At 69.1% G+C, this 16,508-nt stretch carries 16 protein-coding genes; 13 read left to right on the top strand and 3 right to left on the bottom strand.

Translation table 11 applies throughout. From position 1 onward, the window contains the following. Positions 1-7: 7 nt before the first annotated feature. Positions 8-1,408 (bottom strand): serine hydrolase domain-containing protein, encoded by a 1,401-nt coding sequence (locus ACQPYM_RS29335; protein WP_433006827.1) that lies wholly within the window; start codon positions 1,406-1,408, stop codon positions 8-10. 98 nt (positions 1,409-1,506) lie between these two features. On the opposite strand from ACQPYM_RS29335, the gene ACQPYM_RS29330 reads away from it, so the two are divergent. From ACQPYM_RS29330 to ACQPYM_RS29295, 8 genes are all read left to right on the top strand, one after another. Beyond that, positions 1,507-2,163 (top strand): hypothetical protein, encoded by a 657-nt coding sequence (locus ACQPYM_RS29330; protein ID WP_433006824.1) that lies wholly within the window; start codon positions 1,507-1,509, stop codon positions 2,161-2,163. A gap of 38 nt (positions 2,164-2,201) precedes the next feature. Continuing rightward, entirely contained in the window at positions 2,202-3,404 is a 1,203-nt protein-coding gene (locus tag ACQPYM_RS29325; protein ID WP_433006821.1) for a cysteine desulfurase family protein, read from the top strand. Next, entirely contained in the window at positions 3,404-4,492 is a 1,089-nt protein-coding gene (gene mnmA, locus ACQPYM_RS29320; RefSeq protein ID WP_433006818.1) for a tRNA 2-thiouridine(34) synthase MnmA, read from the top strand. Before ACQPYM_RS29325 ends, mnmA begins: the two co-directional genes overlap by 1 nt. A 14-nt stretch (positions 4,493-4,506) precedes the next feature. Further along, positions 4,507-4,743 carry a DUF1272 domain-containing protein gene (locus ACQPYM_RS29315; protein ID WP_433023413.1) on the top strand — a complete coding sequence of 79 codons (237 nt, stop codon included), beginning with the start codon at positions 4,507-4,509 and terminating at the stop codon, positions 4,741-4,743. Continuing rightward, positions 4,740-5,747: a methionine synthase vitamin-B12 independent gene (locus ACQPYM_RS29310; protein WP_433006815.1), complete on the top strand. Its 1,008-nt coding sequence runs from the start codon at positions 4,740-4,742 to the stop codon at positions 5,745-5,747. Before ACQPYM_RS29315 ends, ACQPYM_RS29310 begins: the two co-directional genes overlap by 4 nt. A gap of 32 nt (positions 5,748-5,779) precedes the next feature. Next, entirely contained in the window at positions 5,780-7,909 is a 2,130-nt protein-coding gene (gene ligA / locus ACQPYM_RS29305) for an NAD-dependent DNA ligase LigA (RefSeq protein ID WP_433006812.1), read from the top strand. Positions 7,910-7,990: 81 nt separating this feature from the next. Next, entirely contained in the window at positions 7,991-9,451 is a 1,461-nt protein-coding gene (locus tag ACQPYM_RS29300; RefSeq protein ID WP_433006809.1) for a PT domain-containing protein, read from the top strand. Positions 9,452-9,457: 6 nt separating this feature from the next. After that, entirely contained in the window at positions 9,458-9,679 is a 222-nt protein-coding gene (locus ACQPYM_RS29295) for a hypothetical protein (RefSeq protein WP_433006806.1), read from the top strand. Positions 9,680-9,752: 73 nt separating this feature from the next. Here the strand turns inward: ACQPYM_RS29295 and ACQPYM_RS29290 are convergent, their stop codons facing one another. Continuing rightward, complete coding sequence (locus tag ACQPYM_RS29290) at positions 9,753-10,397, bottom strand: ACT domain-containing protein (protein WP_433006803.1); 645 nt, start codon at positions 10,395-10,397, stop codon at positions 9,753-9,755. 233 nt (positions 10,398-10,630) lie between these two features. Between ACQPYM_RS29290 and gatC the strand changes: the two genes are divergently transcribed. The 3 genes from gatC to gatB are packed head-to-tail and all read left to right on the top strand — an operon-like array spanning position 10,631 to position 13,934. Continuing rightward, entirely contained in the window at positions 10,631-10,930 is a 300-nt protein-coding gene (gene gatC / locus ACQPYM_RS29285) for an Asp-tRNA(Asn)/Glu-tRNA(Gln) amidotransferase subunit GatC (RefSeq protein ID WP_433006800.1), read from the top strand. Then, positions 10,930-12,435: an Asp-tRNA(Asn)/Glu-tRNA(Gln) amidotransferase subunit GatA gene (gene gatA / locus ACQPYM_RS29280; protein WP_433006797.1), complete on the top strand. Its 1,506-nt coding sequence runs from the start codon at positions 10,930-10,932 to the stop codon at positions 12,433-12,435. Before gatC ends, gatA begins: the two co-directional genes overlap by 1 nt. Continuing rightward, positions 12,432-13,934, top strand: a complete 1,503-nt coding sequence (gene gatB, locus ACQPYM_RS29275) for an Asp-tRNA(Asn)/Glu-tRNA(Gln) amidotransferase subunit GatB (RefSeq protein WP_433006794.1) — start codon at positions 12,432-12,434, stop codon at positions 13,932-13,934. The genes gatA and gatB overlap by 4 nt, the downstream gene beginning before the upstream one ends. Before the next feature lie 342 nt (positions 13,935-14,276). Here gatB and ACQPYM_RS29270 read toward each other — a convergent pair whose 3' ends face one another. Continuing rightward, positions 14,277-15,398, bottom strand: a complete 1,122-nt coding sequence (locus ACQPYM_RS29270; RefSeq protein ID WP_433006791.1) for a PQQ-dependent sugar dehydrogenase — start codon at positions 15,396-15,398, stop codon at positions 14,277-14,279. A gap of 150 nt (positions 15,399-15,548) precedes the next feature. Between ACQPYM_RS29270 and ACQPYM_RS29265 the strand changes: the two genes are divergently transcribed. Both ACQPYM_RS29265 and ACQPYM_RS29260 read left to right on the top strand, forming a co-directional pair. Continuing rightward, positions 15,549-16,289 (top strand): peptide deformylase, encoded by a 741-nt coding sequence (locus ACQPYM_RS29265; RefSeq protein ID WP_433006788.1) that lies wholly within the window; start codon positions 15,549-15,551, stop codon positions 16,287-16,289. 44 nt (positions 16,290-16,333) lie between these two features. Next, entirely contained in the window at positions 16,334-16,504 is a 171-nt protein-coding gene (locus ACQPYM_RS29260; protein ID WP_433006785.1) for a hypothetical protein, read from the top strand. Positions 16,505-16,508: the final 4 nt, after the last annotated feature.

The raw sequence follows: 16,508 nt of genomic DNA, 5'->3' as shown, positions 1-16,508 counted from the left end.
GCGTGGGTCAGGCTGAGGTCGGGTCAGCGGCGCGGCGGATGGCCCTGCCGGTGTGCAGGAAGAGGGCACGACCGGCCGGATCGTTCCCGACGAAGACATACGGACTGTGGATGCCGTTCTCGGCCTTCACCGCGATCAGGCTCTCCTCGGTCCGGCCGACCAGCTCGACCGGATCGGGGGTGGGCCCGAGTTCGGCGAAGATGCCCTTCGGGATCTGGTCGAGCCAGACCCGGCCGTCCTCGTCCTGCCGGACGGTGACGTCGGCGACCTCACAGCTGTAGGTGCCCAGGACGCGGTCGACGTCGATCGGCACCGGCGTGGCCGGCGGGGTGGGCAGCGCCGGGAGGTCGAGACCGGCGAGTTCCTTGACCACATGGGCCACGACGGTCTTGTACACCTCGATCGTGTCGCCACCGTTGGTCAGTACGGCGACCGCCAGGCCATGCTCCGGTACGACGCGCAGGAACGCGTTCTGGCCGATCGTGCCGCCGTCGTGGCCGATCACTGTCGTGCCGTTCCAGTCGAAGAGCTCCCAACCGAGCCCCCACGAGTCGCCCATCATGCCGAGCGCCGGCACCTTGACCTGCGCCTGCTGCATCGCCTTGACGCTCGCCGGGCTCAGGACCGCAGTACCGTCGGCCGCAGTACCGGAGTCGAGGTGGAGCTTGGCGAAGGCGAGGAGGTCGCGCGGGGACATCGCCAGCATGGAGCCGGCGGCGGCCATGGAGCGGGTCATCGCCCAGAAAGGTGCCGGTACCGGCGCCGCGTCGGGAGTGGGCCGGACGTGGCCGACCGCTGCGCGATGCAGGATCGCGTCGTACGGGTCGGCGGCCGCGTGGGCCAGGCCGAGTGGGGTGAAGAGGTGGTCCCGCAAGGCGGCGTCGAAGGTTTTGGCGCGCAGTACCTCGATCAGGCGGCCCAGGACGGCGAAGGCCGCGTTGTTGTAGGAGAACAGCTCGCCGGGCGGGAAGAGCTGCTCGACTCCGGCCAGCGTGGGGACGAACTTCTCGATGGCGTCGTCGCCCTTGCCGGTCTCGTTGAAGATGTCGCCCTCGAAACCGGACGTGTGGCAGAGCAGCTGACGCACGGTGATGACGGCGGCGGCCGTTTCGTCGCCGAGGACGAACTCCGGGAGGTAGTCGCGCAGCGGCCGGTCGAGGTCGACCTTGCCCTCGTCCACCAGCTGCATCACCAGGGTCGTCGTCCAGACCTTCGTGATCGAGCCGATCTGGAACACCGAGTCGGGCGTCGTCTCGACCTCGGTGGCCTTGCTCAGCACGCCGGCCGCGTGGTCGATCACCTCACCGCCGTACAGCACGCCCACCGCCGTACCGGGGACCTCGTGCTCGGCGAGCAACGCCGGGAGCCGGTCTTGGAGCCACGTCTGGATTTCGCTCAGGGTCGCCATGACCCGACGCTAGGACCGTCCGTCCCCCGAGTATTCGTCCCGGCGGACGACTACCCACCCCGATTTCGTCCACCCCGACGAGGTGTCACGATCGGGGGATGGAAAAGAGGCACTGGTACGCCGATGGCCTGGGTCCGGAGGAGCTGGCCTTCCAGCGGCTCTACGGGCCGGTCGAGCCGGCCACGCTGGCCGAGGCCAAGGAGTTCTTCGGCGGACTCGGACTCGACTGGCGGGTCGCCGGCGGCTGGGCCGTCGAGGCGTTCACCGGCGTCCCGCGCCCGCACGACGACCTGGACGTCTCGTTCTGGCGGCGGCACGTACCGGAGCTGGTCAGGTACGCCGACGGCCGGTACCACGTGTGGTCGGCGGGCAGCCGGATGCTCTCCCCGCTCTCGGCGGACGATCCGGTGATGCCCGACACCGCGGACCAGGTGTGGCTGCGCGAGCACGCGCTGGCGCCCTGGAAGTACGACGTGGTGCTGAATCCGGACCGGGACGGCCGCTGGGTGTTCCGCCGGGATCCGGCCCTCGACTTCGCGCTCGACGAGGTGACCTGGGTCGCCGACGACGGCATTCGCTACCTCAATCCTGAGATGGCCGTCGCCTACAAGGCCCGCCTGGACCGGCCCAAGGACCGCCAGGATCTCGCCGCGGTCCTCCCGCTGCTCCCGGCGGCGAAGCGCGGCTGGCTCGCCGACATGATCGATCATCTGCACCCCGGTCATGCCTGGCTGGAGCCGATCCGCGGTGGCTGATCGGGAACATCCGGGGAGGACTTACTCTTGAGGGTGTTATGACCCTTTCTGGCCGTCGGACGGTCTACCTCGATCACGCTGCGACGACTCCGATGCTGCCCGCGGCGATCGAGGCGATGACCTCGCACCTCGGGCGGACCGGCAACGCCTCCTCGTTGCACGGGTCCGGGCGGGCCGCGCGACGGACGATCGAGGAGTCGCGCGAGACGATCGCCGAGGCGCTGGGCGCCCAGCCGAGCGAAGTGGTGTTCACCTCAGGCGGGACCGAGGCGGACAACCTCGCCCTGAAGGGTCTGTGGTGGGCCCGGCTCGCCGAGAGCCCGCGTCGCCGCCGGATCCTGCTGAGCGGGATCGAGCACCACGCAGTACTGGATCCGGCCGTCTGGCTCGCTCAGCACGAGGGTGCCGAGATCGAGTGGCTGCCGGTCGACGAGCTGGGCCGGGTGCGGCCCGACGACGTCCAGCGGGCGATCGAGGCGGACCCGGAGTCCGTGTCGTTCGTCACGTTGATGATGGCCAACAACGAGGTCGGCACACTCCAGCCGGTCCGGGAGATCGCGGTCTTGGCCAAGGAACACTCCATCCCCGTGCACACCGACGCCGTCCAGGCGGTCGGGCAGGTGCCGGTGGACTTCGCCGGGCTCGGCGTCGACGCGATGACGGTGTCCGGCCACAAGGTCGGCGGCCCGTTCGGGATCGGTGCGCTGGTCGTTCGCAAGGAGACCAAGCTGGTGCCGATCGTGCACGGCGGCGGTCAGGAGCGCGACGTCCGGTCCGGCACGCTCGACACCCCGGCAGCGGCCGGCTTCGCGGTCGCCGTCGAGCATGCGGTCAAGCACCAGGACGAGCTCGGGCAGCGCCTCACCGCTCTGCGTGATCACCTGATCGAGGGCATCACCAGCACCGTGCCGGGCGCGATGCTGTCCGGAGACCCGGTACGACGCTTGCCCGGTAACGCACACTTGTCGTTCAAGGACTGCGAGGGCGACTCGCTGCTCCTGCTGCTCGACGCGCGGGGGATCGAGGTCTCGACCGGATCCGCCTGCAACGCCGGCGTGGCCGAGCCGAGCCACGTGCTGCTGGCGATGGGGTACGACGACCAGCGGGCGCGCGGGTCGCTGCGCTTCACCTTGGGGCACACGTCCACCCGGGCCGACGTGGACGCCGTACTGGACAGCATCGGGCCCGTCGTCGAGCGGGCGATGTCCGCCGGATTGCAGAACGTGGGAAGGAACAACTGATGCGGGTACTCGCAGCCATGTCCGGCGGGGTCGACTCCGCCGTCGCGGCGGCGCGGATGGCCGAAGCCGGGCACGACGTGGTCGGTGTGCACCTGGCGCTGAGCCGCAACCCGCAGTCGTACCGCAGCGGCGCGCGCGGCTGCTGCACGGTCGAGGACTCCCGTGACGCCCGCCGCGCCGCCGACGTGATCGGCATCCCCTTCTACGTCTGGGACCTGGCCGAGCGGTTCCACGCCGACGTGGTCGAGGACTTCGTCGCGGAGTACGCGGCCGGCCGTACTCCGAACCCCTGTCTGCGCTGCAACGAGAAGGTCAAGTTCAGCGCGGTGCTCGAGCGGGCCCTGGCGCTGGACTTCGACGCCGTCGCCACCGGGCACTACGCGCAGATCGTCGAGACGCCTGCCGGGCGCGAGCTGCACCGTGCGGTGGACCAGGGCAAGGACCAGTCCTACGTGCTCGGGGTGCTCACCCAGGAGCAGCTCCGGCACGCGTTCTTCCCGCTCGGCGACACCCCGAAGACCGAGATCCGCGCCGAGGCCGAGCGCCGCGGGCTGTCCGTCGCCGACAAGCCGGACAGCCACGACATCTGCTTCATTGCTGACGGCAACACCCCGGGCTTCCTCAGCAAGCAGCTCGGCGAGGCGCCGGGTGACATCGTCGATGCCCAGGGCAACAAGTTGGGCGAGCACAAGGGCACCCACGGCTTCACCGTCGGCCAGCGCAAGGGCCTCAAGATCGGGACGCCGGCAGCGGACGGCAAGCCTCGCTTCGTCCTCGACATCAGCCCGGTCGACCGCACCGTCACGGTCGGCTCGCGCGCCGAGCTCGCCGTCGAGCGGCTGACCGCGTCGAAGCCGCGCTGGTGCGGCCCGGTGCCGACCGGGACCCTGCACGTGAAGGCGCAGTTGCGCGCGCACGGCGAGGAGATCGCGGTCACCGCGCGGCTCGAGGGCGACCAGGTGCTGGTCTCCTTCGACGAGCCCGCGGACGCCGTCGCGCCCGGCCAGGCGGTCGTCCTGTACGACGGCACCCGGGTGATCGGCTCGGCCACCATCGATACGGTCGAGCGCGCAGCGTCGAAGGTCTGAGCCTCGTGCTGAAGATGAAGGACAGCTGCGAGCGCTGCGCCACGTCGCTCGGCCCGGCGGACGACGCGGTCATCTGCAGCTACGAGTGCACCTTCTGCCCGGCCTGTTCGGCGGCCATGTCGGCCACCTGCCCCAACTGCGGCGGTGAGCTGGTCAGCCGCCCGAAGCGAACCACCGGCGCGGCCCAGATTGCCGCGCGGGCACCCGGCCGCGTGACCAGGTACCTCCAGCGGAACAGGAACACCACGTGAGCAGTCCCTTCGGCCCAGCGGCGACCACGGCGATGGGCTCGCTGCCTGGCGAGGACCTGCGCGAGTGGACGAAGTACGTGCTGGGAGCAGTCACCATTCCGTTCCTGCCGGAGCTGCCGGCCCGCCCGTACGGCGACATGCTGAGTCGCACGGCTGGGCTGATCACCTCATTGGCGATGGACCTGCAACCGGCCGGATGGCGGCTGACGGGTGGGAACGACCCGCGAGCAAGCCTTGACCAGCGGCGCGCTCGCTCGTTGCTGCTGGAAGACCTGGACGTACTGGAGGAGCTTGCCGACGGCTACACCGGTCCGCTGAAGCTCCAGGTGACTGGGCCGTGGACACTCGCCGCCACTGTCGAGTTGCCGCGCGGCGACAAGGTGCTCGCCGACCACGGTGCCCGGCGCGACCTGGCCGAGGCGCTGGCGTATGGGCTGCAGGACCATGTGGCCGACGTACGGCGACGGGTGCCGGGCGCTGACCTCGTAGTACAGATCGACGAGCCGGGGCTGCCCGCAGTACTGGCTGGGGCGGTTCCTACTGCCAGTGGGTGGGGCAAGCATCGGTCTGTCGATGGTCCTGGTGCTGTAGACCTCATGAGTCGGGTGATCGAGGCAGCGGCGCCTGCACTCACTGTGGTGCACTGCTGCGCGGCACGGCCGCCTATAGAGGTGTTCCGGAAGGCCGGCGCCGGGGGAGTGGCGGTAGATGTTGCCTTACTCACCGATGCGGCTTGGGAGCAGATCGCGTTTGCGGTAGAGGCTGACACGGTCTTGTATGCGGGCGTAGTACCGACCACTGGCGCGATTCCTCAGCCGGAGAAGGCTGCTGCGACTCTGACTCGCCGCTGGCACGAGATCGGCCTCACCCAGACCTCCTTGACCGACGTGGTGATCACTCCGGCGTGCGGCCTGGCAGGCGCCCCGTCACCAAGCGACGCGCGCGCCCGGATCGAGCTCCTCCGTCGTACGGCCGAGGTCGTGGGAGATACCGCAGAAGCCTAAGAACGTCGGTGGCGGGCGGTAAGTTCTCCTTCATGAGTACGGAGATCCCGGAGACCACAGCCGCCGACCAGCCCGCCGCGCCGCCGGACGTGCGCGAGCGTCATGCCGCGCTGAGCCGGGAGATCGAGGAGCACCGGTTCCGCTACTACATGGCCACCTCGACCATCTCCGACGCGGACTTCGACGCGCTGATGCACGAGCTGCAGGCGATCGAGGAGCAGTACGCCGAGCTGCGCACCCCGGACTCGCCGACCCAGAAGGTCGGCGTCCCGATCTCGACGCTGTTCACCGCGGTCCAGCACCCGCAGCGGATGGAGAGCCTGGCGAACGCGTTCTCCGCCGAGCAGATGGAGGCCTGGGCGAAGCGGCTCGAGCGCGAGGTCACCGTCCAGCAGATCCACGACTCCGGGTTCCTCTGCGAGCTCAAGGTGGACGGCCTGGCGCTCGACCTGGTCTACGAGAACGGCCGGCTGGTCAGCGGTGCCACCCGCGGCGACGGCCGCACCGGTGAAGACGTGACGCTGAACGTCCGCACCATCGCCTCCATCCCGAACGAGCTCACCACCTCCGAGCCGCCGAAGTTCCTGGAGGTGCGCGGCGAGGTCTACTTCCGGGTCGAGGACTTCACCGAGCTGAACGCGCAGCTGGTGGAGGCCGGCAAGGACCCGTTCTCCAACCCACGCAACGGCGCCGCCGGATCACTGCGGCAGAAGGACCCGCGCGTGTCCGCGACCCGCCCGTTGCGTTTCGTCGTGCACGGTCTCGGCAAGGTCGAGGGCCACCACATCAGCCGGCTCTCCGAGGCGTACGAGCAACTGAAGGCCTGGGGTCTGCCGATCAGCGACCGGGCCCGCCGCGTCAGCACCCTCGACGAGGTCAACGAGTTCATCGCGTACTACGGCGAGAACCGGCACTCCGTCGACCACGAGATCGACGGTGTCGTGGTGAAGGTGGACGAGGTCGACCTGCAACGCGCGCTCGGCTCCACGTCGAGTGCACCGCGCTGGGCGATCGCGTACAAGTACCCGCCGGAGGAGGTCACCACCAAGCTGCTCGCCATCGAGGTGAACGTCGGGCGCACCGGCCGGGTCACGCCGTACGGGGTGATGGAGCCGGTCCGGGTGGCCGGTTCGACGGTCGAGTTCGCGACGCTGCACAACGCCAAAGAGGTCGAGCGCAAAGGCGTCTACCCGGGCGACACCGTCGTACTGCGGAAGGCCGGCGACGTGATCCCCGAGATCCTCGGGCCGGTCGTCGAGCTGCGACCCGACGATGCCGTGCCGTGGGTGATGCCGACGGAGTGCCCGTCCTGCGGGACGACGCTGCGGCCCATGAAGGAAGGGGACGTGGACATCCGCTGCCCCAACTCGCAGTCCTGCCCGGCGCAGTTGCGCGAGCGATTGTTCCATCTGGCCGGGCGGTCCGCGTTCGACATCGAGGTGCTCGGGTTCAAGGCCGCCGACGCGTTGATCAGCAGCGGCCTGATCACCGACGAGGGCGACCTGTTCGACCTGACCGAGGAGGCGCTGGCCGGCAGTTCCTTCTTCACCACCAAGGCCGGCGCGCTGTCGGCCAACGCGCAGAAGCTGCTCGCCAACCTCGAACAGGCCAAGACCCAGCAGTTGTCCCGAGGCCTGGTGGCGCTCTCGATCCGGCACGTCGGCCCGACCGCGGCGGCCGCGCTGGCCGCGGCGTACGACGACATCGACGCGATCCAGGCAGCCTCCGAAGAAGAGTTGTCGCAGATCGAGGGTGTCGGTCCGACCATCGCGCATGCGGTGATCGAGTGGTTCGAGGTCGACTGGCACCAGGAGATCGTCCGCAAGTGGAAGGAAGCCGGCGTCGAGCTGCGGCAGATCCGGTCTGGACCAACGGTCGAGCAGACCCTGGTGGGACAGTCTGTCGTGGTGACCGGCACGGTCGAGGGCTACAGCCGCGACGAGGCCACCGAGGCGATCGTGTCGCGGGGCGGCAAAGTGGCCGGCTCGGTGTCGAAGAAGACCTCGTTCGTGGTGGTCGGCGATTCGCCGGGATCGAAGTACGACAAGGCGGTTCAGCTCGGCGTGCCGATTCTGGATGCGGCCGGTTTCGAGGTACTGCTGACCGACGGGCCGGAGGCGGCCGCGGCGGTCGCGACGAACCCCGAACCGGGCGATGCCTGACAACGAATGGATCCGCCAGCGGATCTGAAACGTCGGACTGTTAGTTTGCATCCTCTACACGTGGGTTTCTAAGGAGCGCATATGACGACGCCGCCACAAGGACCGTGGGGTCCTGGGCAGCCGGGGGGCCAGCCGGGCGGGCAACCAGGGGGGCAGCCGGGAGGTCAGCAGCCGGGTCAGGGAGGCTGGGGGCAGCAGCCTGGTCAGGGTGGAGGCGGCTGGGGTCAGCCGCCGGCCCAGCCGCAGCCTGGGGCAGGACAGCCGCCGCAGCAGGGTGGTTGGGGCCAGCAGCCTGGGCAGGGCGGTCAGCCCGCGCAGGACGGGCAGCCTGGTGGCGGTTGGGGCCAGCGCCCCGGTCAGCCTCCTCAGCAGGGCCAGCAGCCGGGTGGTTACCAGCAGCAGCCGTGGGGTCAGCAGGGCCAGCAGTCGCAGGGCGGCTGGCACCAGCAGCAGACCCAGCCTTGGCAGGCCGGAGTCGGCGGTCCAGGGGGCCCGAAGAAGGGCGGCATCCCCAAGGACAAGCTGCCGATGGTGATCGGCGGTGGCGTGATCGGTGTCGTACTGATCGGCCTGCTGGTCTTCCTCGGCGTCCGCGCCATGGGTGGTGACGACGACACGACCAGTCCGCCGCCGACCACGCAGCCGACGGGCGAACCGACCGGCCAGCCCACGGGCGAACCGACCGGCCAGCCCACGGGCGAGCCGACCAGCAACCCGACCAGCGGTCTGGGTGAGGCCAAGGGTCAGGCGAAGGCCGCGACCGACAAGTTGCAGGCCGCCGGCTACCAGTGCAGCGACCTGTTCAACGGCGCGCAGGGTGCGCACCGCGGCTGCTTCAAGTTCGAGGAAGCCAGCGAGGCCGAGACGATCTTTCAGTTCCAGCCCGACGGCACCATCATCGGCGTGCTGATCAAGTCGTCGAACGACGAGAACGTCAACAACGCCGCCGTCGTCTTCGACGCGGCCCTGCAGGCGATCGGCAACGACACCTTCGGCGGCAGCGAGGTGGCGAAGATCCAGCAGGCCGTGAAGACCGGGCAGCGCACCACCAAGGTCGGCAGCACCTGGGGCGAGTTCAACCTGCGGAACAGCGGCGAGACCGTGCAGATCCTGGGTGGCAAGTCCGGCGCGGACTCCTTCGACCTGCCGCGCAAGGAGTTCGAGACCACCGAAGCGCAGCTGACCGCGGCGCTGCGGGCCAAGCAGTACACCTGCACCTCGTCGTGCCGCAAGGATCTCGGCCGGTCCGGCTCGCAGCGGATCTTCGGGATCGGTGGCAACAGCGGGATCCGGATCCTCGACATCGGTGCGTCCGGCAACCCCGAAGAGGTCAAGGCGGCTCTTCCCACCGTCATCGGTGACGCGTTCGGTGCGCTCAAGGGCCCGGATGCGGCGGCGCTGAAGGCGTTCATCGACTCGCACAAGGACGGGAAGCCGTACGCTGGTTACGTGGCCGGATGGCGCGTCCAGCTGACCGGGAACGCCGGTGAGACGTACGCGACCCAGACCGTCACGATCAAGTACGAGTCGTACTACGTGTGAGGTGTGATGAGGTTCAGCCCGGCGAAGCGTGAGCGGACTCCGGTGGCCAAGCCGCCGCCGGAGTCGCTCCACCGGGTCGAAGGCGGCGGCCCGTGGGGGCCGACCCAGTTCGACCTCCCGGAAGGTGAGGACAACACCCAGGCGGTGCTCGTCGTCGCCATCGTCGGAGTGGTCATCCTGCTGGTGATCGCCGGGCTGTGGGCCCTCTGGTACTTCCAGTACAACTGAACGAACAGAAGGGGGCCTCCCGTGCTGGGAGGCCCCTTCTGCGTTCTGTCGAAAGCGCGGGTGTGACGCAGCGTCAGGCGGTGGCGCGGATGGTGACGGCGAGGCTGGCCAGGTAGCTCAGGCGGGCTACTTCGGAGCCGAGGAACTCGGGCCCGCCGCGGCGGCCGATGATGAGCACCCGGCGGTCCGACTCCAACGGCGCCGCGACCAGGACCGACTCGGCCAGACCCTTGTGGTCCGGAGCGGTCAGCGTCGTCGCCTTCTCCAGCGGCAGCCACTGGTCACCGAGGTCACCGAACTCCGGCGTCGCGCTGGTCTCCAGCGCGACCTTGATCTCACTGCCGGTGCCGTCCAGCAGTGCGGCCCAGTCGGCGTGCAGCACGGCGGGTGCCTGCTCGACCAGGATGTCGACCGCTTCGGCCGGTGCCGACGTCATCTGCTCGACGGCTTCGAGGTCCATGTGCAGCCCGCCGCCGGCGCCGTACCGGGAGAACCAGATCACTTCGACGTCGGGGACGCTGTTGCAGGCCGAGACGAGCCGGTCGGGCAGCACGCCCGGTGGCAGGTCGACCACGATGTCGTCGACGGCGGTGCCGTTCTCGCGGCGGTGTTCCACGATTTCGATCGCGTGGATGTCGGCGCTCACCTCGCCGAGGGCCGTTGCGACGGTGCCCAGCGAACCGGGACGGTCCGGGATGATCAATCGCAGCAGGAACACCGAACGATCATCTCCCAGCCGAATACCACGCAAGTTACGCCCTGTCGCGGCCAATGTTACAGAGCGGAACCCAGGGACACGCCGGGACCTCTCACCTGATGATCTTCGCGGCCGCCGGAAACCGGAAATACACCCGTCATCGCCGCCCACTAGGATGGGCCGGTCCGTAGGTAGGTGCGCGTCGCGCTGACCGCACCCTGCCGGCAACTCGCTGTAGACCATTGGAATCCAACATGGCATCGATTACCCGCGAACAGGTCGCGCATCTGGCGCGACTGGCGCGGATCGAGCTCTCCGACGACGAGCTCGACCACCTCGCTCCGCAGCTCGACCAGATCATCGGCCTGGTCGCGCAGGTCAGCGACGTGGCCGCCGAGGACATCCCGCCGACGTCCCACGCGCTGCCGATCACGAATGTGATGCGGGACGACGTGAACGTCCCCTGCCTGACGCCGGAGCAGGCGCTGTCCGGCGCCCCCGCGGCGGAGGAGCAGCGTTTCCGGGTGCCGCGGATCTTGAGCGAGGAGGCGTGATGAGCGACTTGACGCGGAAGACCGCGGTTGAGCTGTCGGAGCTGATGAGCTCCGGCGAGGTGAGCTCGGTGGAGATCACCCAGGCTCATCTGGACCGGATCGGCGCCACCGACCGGGCCGTGCACGCGTTCCTGCACGTCGACACCGAGGGCGCGCTCGCCCAGGCGGCCGACGTGGACGCGCGCCGTGCGGCTGGTGACGAGTTGGGCCCGCTGGCCGGCGTACCGCTGGCGCTGAAGGACGTGCTGACCCAGGACGGCGTACCGACCACGGCCGGTTCGAAGATCCTCGAGGGCTGGAAGCCGCCGTACGACTCGACTGTCGTGAAGCGCCTGAAGGCGGCCGGCATCGTGATCCTCGGCAAGACCAACATGGACGAGTTCGCGATGGGCTCGTCGACCGAGAACTCGGCGTACGGGACGACCCACAACCCGTGGGACCTCGACCGGATCCCCGGTGGCTCGGGTGGTGGCTCGTCGGCCGCCATCTCGGCGTACCAGGCTCCGCTCGCGATCGGCACCGACACGGGTGGCTCGATCCGTCAGCCGGCCGCGTTCACGGGCACCGTGGGCGTCAAGCCGACGTACGGCGGCACCTCGCGGTACGGGCTGATCGCACTGGCCTCCAGCCTGGACACGCCTGGTCCGTGTGCGCGGACGACCCTCGATGCGGCGCTGCTGCACGAGGCGATCGCCGGCTACGACCCGATGGACTCGACCTCGATCAACCAGCCGGTACCGGCCGTGGTCGACGCGGCTCGTCGCGGTGACGTGACCGGGCTGCGGGTCGGCGTGGTCAAGGAGCTCGGCGGCGAGGGGTACCAGCCGGGTGTCGAGGCACGCTTCCACGAGGCGGTCGAGCTGCTCACCAAGCTCGGCGCCGAAGTGGTCGAGGTGTCCTGCCCGCACTTCCAGTACGCGCTGCCGGCGTACTACCTGATCCTGCCGAGCGAGGCCTCGTCCAACCTGGCCAAGTTCGACGCGATGCGGTTCGGCCTGCGGGTCGGCGACGACGGTCTCAACGACGCCGAGCAGGTGATGCGGCTGACCCGCGAGGCCGGTTTCGGCCCCGAGGTCAAGCGCCGGATCATGCTCGGCACGCACGCCCTGTCCAGCGGCTACTACGACGCGTACTACGGCCAGGCGCAGAAGGTCCGCACGTTGATCGCGCGCGACTTCACCAACGCGTACGAGCAGGTTGACGTACTGGTCTCCCCGGCCACGCCGACCACCGCGTTCGCGATCGGCGACCGGGTGAACGACCCGATCGCCATGTACAAGAACGACCTCTGCACGATCCCGTCGAACCTGGCCGGCAACGCCGCCGGGTCGTTCCCGATCGGCCTGGCCGACGAGGACGGGATGCCGGTCGGCTTCCACGTGATGGCGCCGGTGATGCGCGACGACCTGTGCTACCTGGTCGGTGCCGCGCTCGAGTCGGCGTACGCCGACCAGTGGGGTGGCGTACTGATGTCGAAGGCTCCGGAGCTGGAGGTCACCCGATGACTGTGGTTGCTGACGTGCTGTCCATCGATGACGCTTTGGCGAAGTTCGACCCGGTGATGGGCCTGGAGGTCCACGTCGAGCTGAACACGAAGTCGAAGATGTTCTGTGGCTGCCCGACCGAGTTCGGCGCCCCGCCGAACACCCAGACCTGCCCGGTCTGCCTCGGCCTGCCGGGCGCGTTGCCGGTGGTGAACGCCCGCGCGGTCGAGTCCGCGATCAAGATCGGCCTCGCGCTGAACTGCGAGATCGCCGAGTGGTGCCGGTTCGCCCGGAAGAACTACTTCTACCCGGACATGCCGAAGAACTTCCAGACCTCGCAGTACGACGAGCCGATCGCCTTCAACGGGTGGACCGAGGTCGTCGTCGACGGGGAGACGTACCGGATCGAGATCGAGCGCGCGCACATGGAGGAGGACACCGGCAAGTCCACCCACGTGGGTGGCGCGACCGGCCGGATCCACGGTGCGTCGCACTCGCTGGTCGACTACAACCGGGCCGGCATCCCGCTGATCGAGATCGTCACCAAGACGATCGAGGTGCCGCCGGCCAAGGCGGCCGCGGTGGCCCGGGCGTACGTGAGCATGTTGCGCGATCTGCTGCTGGCGCTGGAGGTGTCCGACGTACGGATGGACCAGGGATCGCTGCGGTGTGACGCGAACGTGTCGCTGAAGCCGTCGGGTTCCACCTCCTTGGGCACCCGGACCGAGACCAAGAACGTGAACTCGTTCCGCTCGGTCGAGCGCGCGATCACCTACGAGATCACCCGGCAGGCCGCCATCTTGGTTGCCGGGGGCAAGATTTTGCAGGAGACCCGGCACTGGCACGAGGACACCGGGATCACCACCTCGGGCCGGGAGAAGTCGGACGCCGACGACTACCGGTACTTCCCGGAGCCCGACCTGGTGCCGGTCGCCCCGGCGCGCGAGTGGGTCGAGGAGATCCGCGCGACGCTGCCCGAGGCACCGCCGGCCAAGCGGCTGAGGCTGCAGACCGAGTGGGGCTTCACCGACCTGGAGATGCGTGACGTCGTCAACGGCGGCGTGCAGACCCTGATCGAGCAGACCGTCGCCCTCGGCGTGACCCCGGCCGCCGCGAAGAAGTGGTGGCTGGGCGAGCTGGCCCGCGCGGCGAACGAGGCCGGCAAGGACGTCGACGCGCTCGGCGTCGGCCCGGCCGAGATCGCCGAGGTCCAGAAGTTGGTCGACTCCGGTGAGCTGAACGACAAGCTCGCCCGCCAGGTCTTCGACGGCCTGGTCAAGGGCGAGGGCAGCACCACCGAGATCATCGAGAAGCGAGGCCTGAAGCTGGTCTCCGACGACTCGGCCCTGACCGAAGCCGTCGACCGCGCCATCGCGGCCAACCCCGACGTGGTCGAAAAGGTCAAGTCCGGCAAGCCCGCCGCAGCCGGCGCCCTCATCGGCGCCGTCATGAAAGACATGCGAGGCCAAGCAGACGCCGCCAAGGTCCGAGAACTGGTCAACACCAAACTCGGAATCTGACGCAGCGATCAGCACCTGGGCCCGGCCGCCACCACAGCGCCGGGCCCAGCCTCGTCCCCGAGCCTCGTCCCCCCAGCCTCGTCCCCGAGCCTCGTCCCCGAGCCTCGTCCCCGAGCCTCGTCCCCCGAGCCTCGTCCCCCCAGCCTCGTCCCCCCAGCCCCGGCCCCCCAGCCCCGGCCCCCCAGCCCCGGCCCCCCAGCTCCGGCCGACCCGCCGGGGCTGCTCTCGATGGCCCACCACGCCTTCCCTGACCCCAGCGTCAGCGCCCTAGCTCAACCCAGCGCCTCGCGCCTTCCCTGGCCGGAGACCGACCGCCCACCTCACCGCTTTTCCTGGGGTTGGTTAGTTGGTGACCGTGATCCGGAGGATCTTGTCGTCGTCGGGGCGGGTTTCGCCGCGGCCGTCGGTGTTGGAGGTGGTTAGCCAGAGGGAGCCGTCGGGGGCTGGTTCGATGGTGCGGAGGCGGCCGTATTGGCCGGTGAAGAAGGCTACTGGTTCGCCGGTGCGTTTGCCGTTGGCTACCGGGGTTGCCCAGAGGCGTTCGCCGCGCAGGCTGGCCATGAAGATGTTGCCTTGGGCAAAGGCGATTCCGCTCGGTGAGGCGTCGGCGGTTCGCCATTGGGCGATCGGGTCGACCATGCCGTCCAGTTGGCTGATGCCTTCGGCGGCCGGCCAGCCGTAGTTCGCGCCCGGGGTGATCGCGTTCAGCTCGTCCCAGGTGTTCTGCCCGAACTCCGCGGCGTACAACTGCTGCCCGTCGAACGCCAGGCCCTGCACGTTCCGGTGGCCCTTGGAGATCCACATCCGGCCGTCCGGGTTGCCCGGCGCGGCCTTGCCATCGGTGGTGATCCGCAGGACCTTACCGCCGAGCGAGTCGTCGTTCTGCGAGTTCGGCCGGTCGGCGCCGTCACCCGTGCCGACGTACAGGAAGCCGTCCGGGCCGAACTTGATCCGTCCGCCGTTGTGCACAGCCGCCTGCGGAATCCCTTCCAGGATCACCGTGGCGTCGCCGAGCTTGCCGTCGGTGTAGTTCAGCCGCGCGATGCGGTTGTCGTCGCTGCTCGAGTAGTACACGTAGACAAAAGGCCTCGTCGGGTACTGCGGGTCGACCGCGATCCCGAGGAGCCCGCCTTCCGATGATGGGTCGACGTCCGGGACGGTCCCGACCTCGGTGACCTGGTTGCCGACGATCCGCTTGACCTTGCCGGAGTCCCGCTCGGTCACCAGGGCGCTCTTGTCGGGCAGGAACGCCAGCCCCCACGGCACCTCCAGCCCACTCGCCACCACCCCGGCAGCGGCGAGCTGCACCGGCCGGCCGGGCGCAGTACTGGACGGCTGTCCGCCCGTCGGCCCAGCAGGCGAGGAGGTCGACACCGACGGCTGGACGTCTCCGCCCGCGTCAGAACATCCGCCGACCAGCGCCACCGAGGCCACCAACAGCCCGGCCCGAAGTCCCTTACCCATGAGCACCATCCGTCTCCCAGACCGACCCCCAGACCTCCAAGGTATCGACCACTCCAACGCCGCATCGCGCCCCCACGTTATGCGTCCGCCGCACGAACCCCTCCGTCGGGGAGAATAGGCGCCCGAAACGGATCGGCCGTTGGAGGGCTTGTGAGTATCACCAGGCGTACCTTGCTAGCCGGTACTGCGGCCCTGCCGCTGGCCGCGAGTGCCCAGACAGCTGCAGGAGTTGGCCGCCAGACCATGAACGATGCGCACACCGTGAAGACCCTGATCACCGAGCTCATCGAGAAGTACCCCGATGGTGTAGCCCCGATCGTCTCGCTCGGAGATCCCGTACTACGCCAGGTCGCGGAGCCGTTCGACGGCCAAGTGGACGACGACGTCCTGACCGACTTCATCGCCCTGATGCGCCGGACGATGAAGGCAGCACCCGGCGTAGGCCTGGCCGCCCCGCAAATCGGGGTACCGGTGCGCATCGCAGTACTGGAAGATCCTGCCGCCGTCTCACCAGACGTAGCCGAGGCGCGCCACCGGTACCCGTTGGAGTTCTTCACGGCCATCAACCCCGACTACCGCCCCGACGGCCGCAAACGCCGCGGCTTCTACGAAGGCTGCCTGAGCATGCCCGGCTACACCGGCGTAGTGAACCGCCCGTACGCCGTCCACGCCACCTACACCGACGCCACCGGCCACCGCCACCACAAACACTTCACTGGCTGGCAGGCCCGCATCGTCCAACACGAAACCGACCACCTCCGCGGCACCGTCTACGTGGACAAACTAGAACCCCGCTCCCTCTCCACCACCCAGAACTACCTCTCCACCTGGAACGACCCCATCCCCACCCGAGCCGCCCAAACCCTCCGCTTCCACCTCGACCGAGCCTGACCCACCAGCGAATGCATCGCTGGAGCATATGCCGTTGATGCGCTTTGTACGGCTACTTGGTCTGGCCGCAGCTGGCTGAGATCGAGGGCGCAGTGTCCCTTGCCTTGCATGGCGGGGACGATGCCGAGCAGGTAGTGGACAGCTTCAACGTCTTCGAGGTTGAGCCGTGGCGGGCGCGGCTGGCTTCGGCGTATCCGCAGCGCAGCTTTCCGTGAGGTT

Source organism: Kribbella sp. CA-294648 (assembly GCF_050943845.1).
Taxonomy (GTDB): domain Bacteria; phylum Actinomycetota; class Actinomycetes; order Propionibacteriales; family Kribbellaceae; genus Kribbella.
The sequence above is the reverse complement of the archived record's forward strand: the minus strand, read 5'-3'. Positions and strand labels throughout refer to the sequence as shown.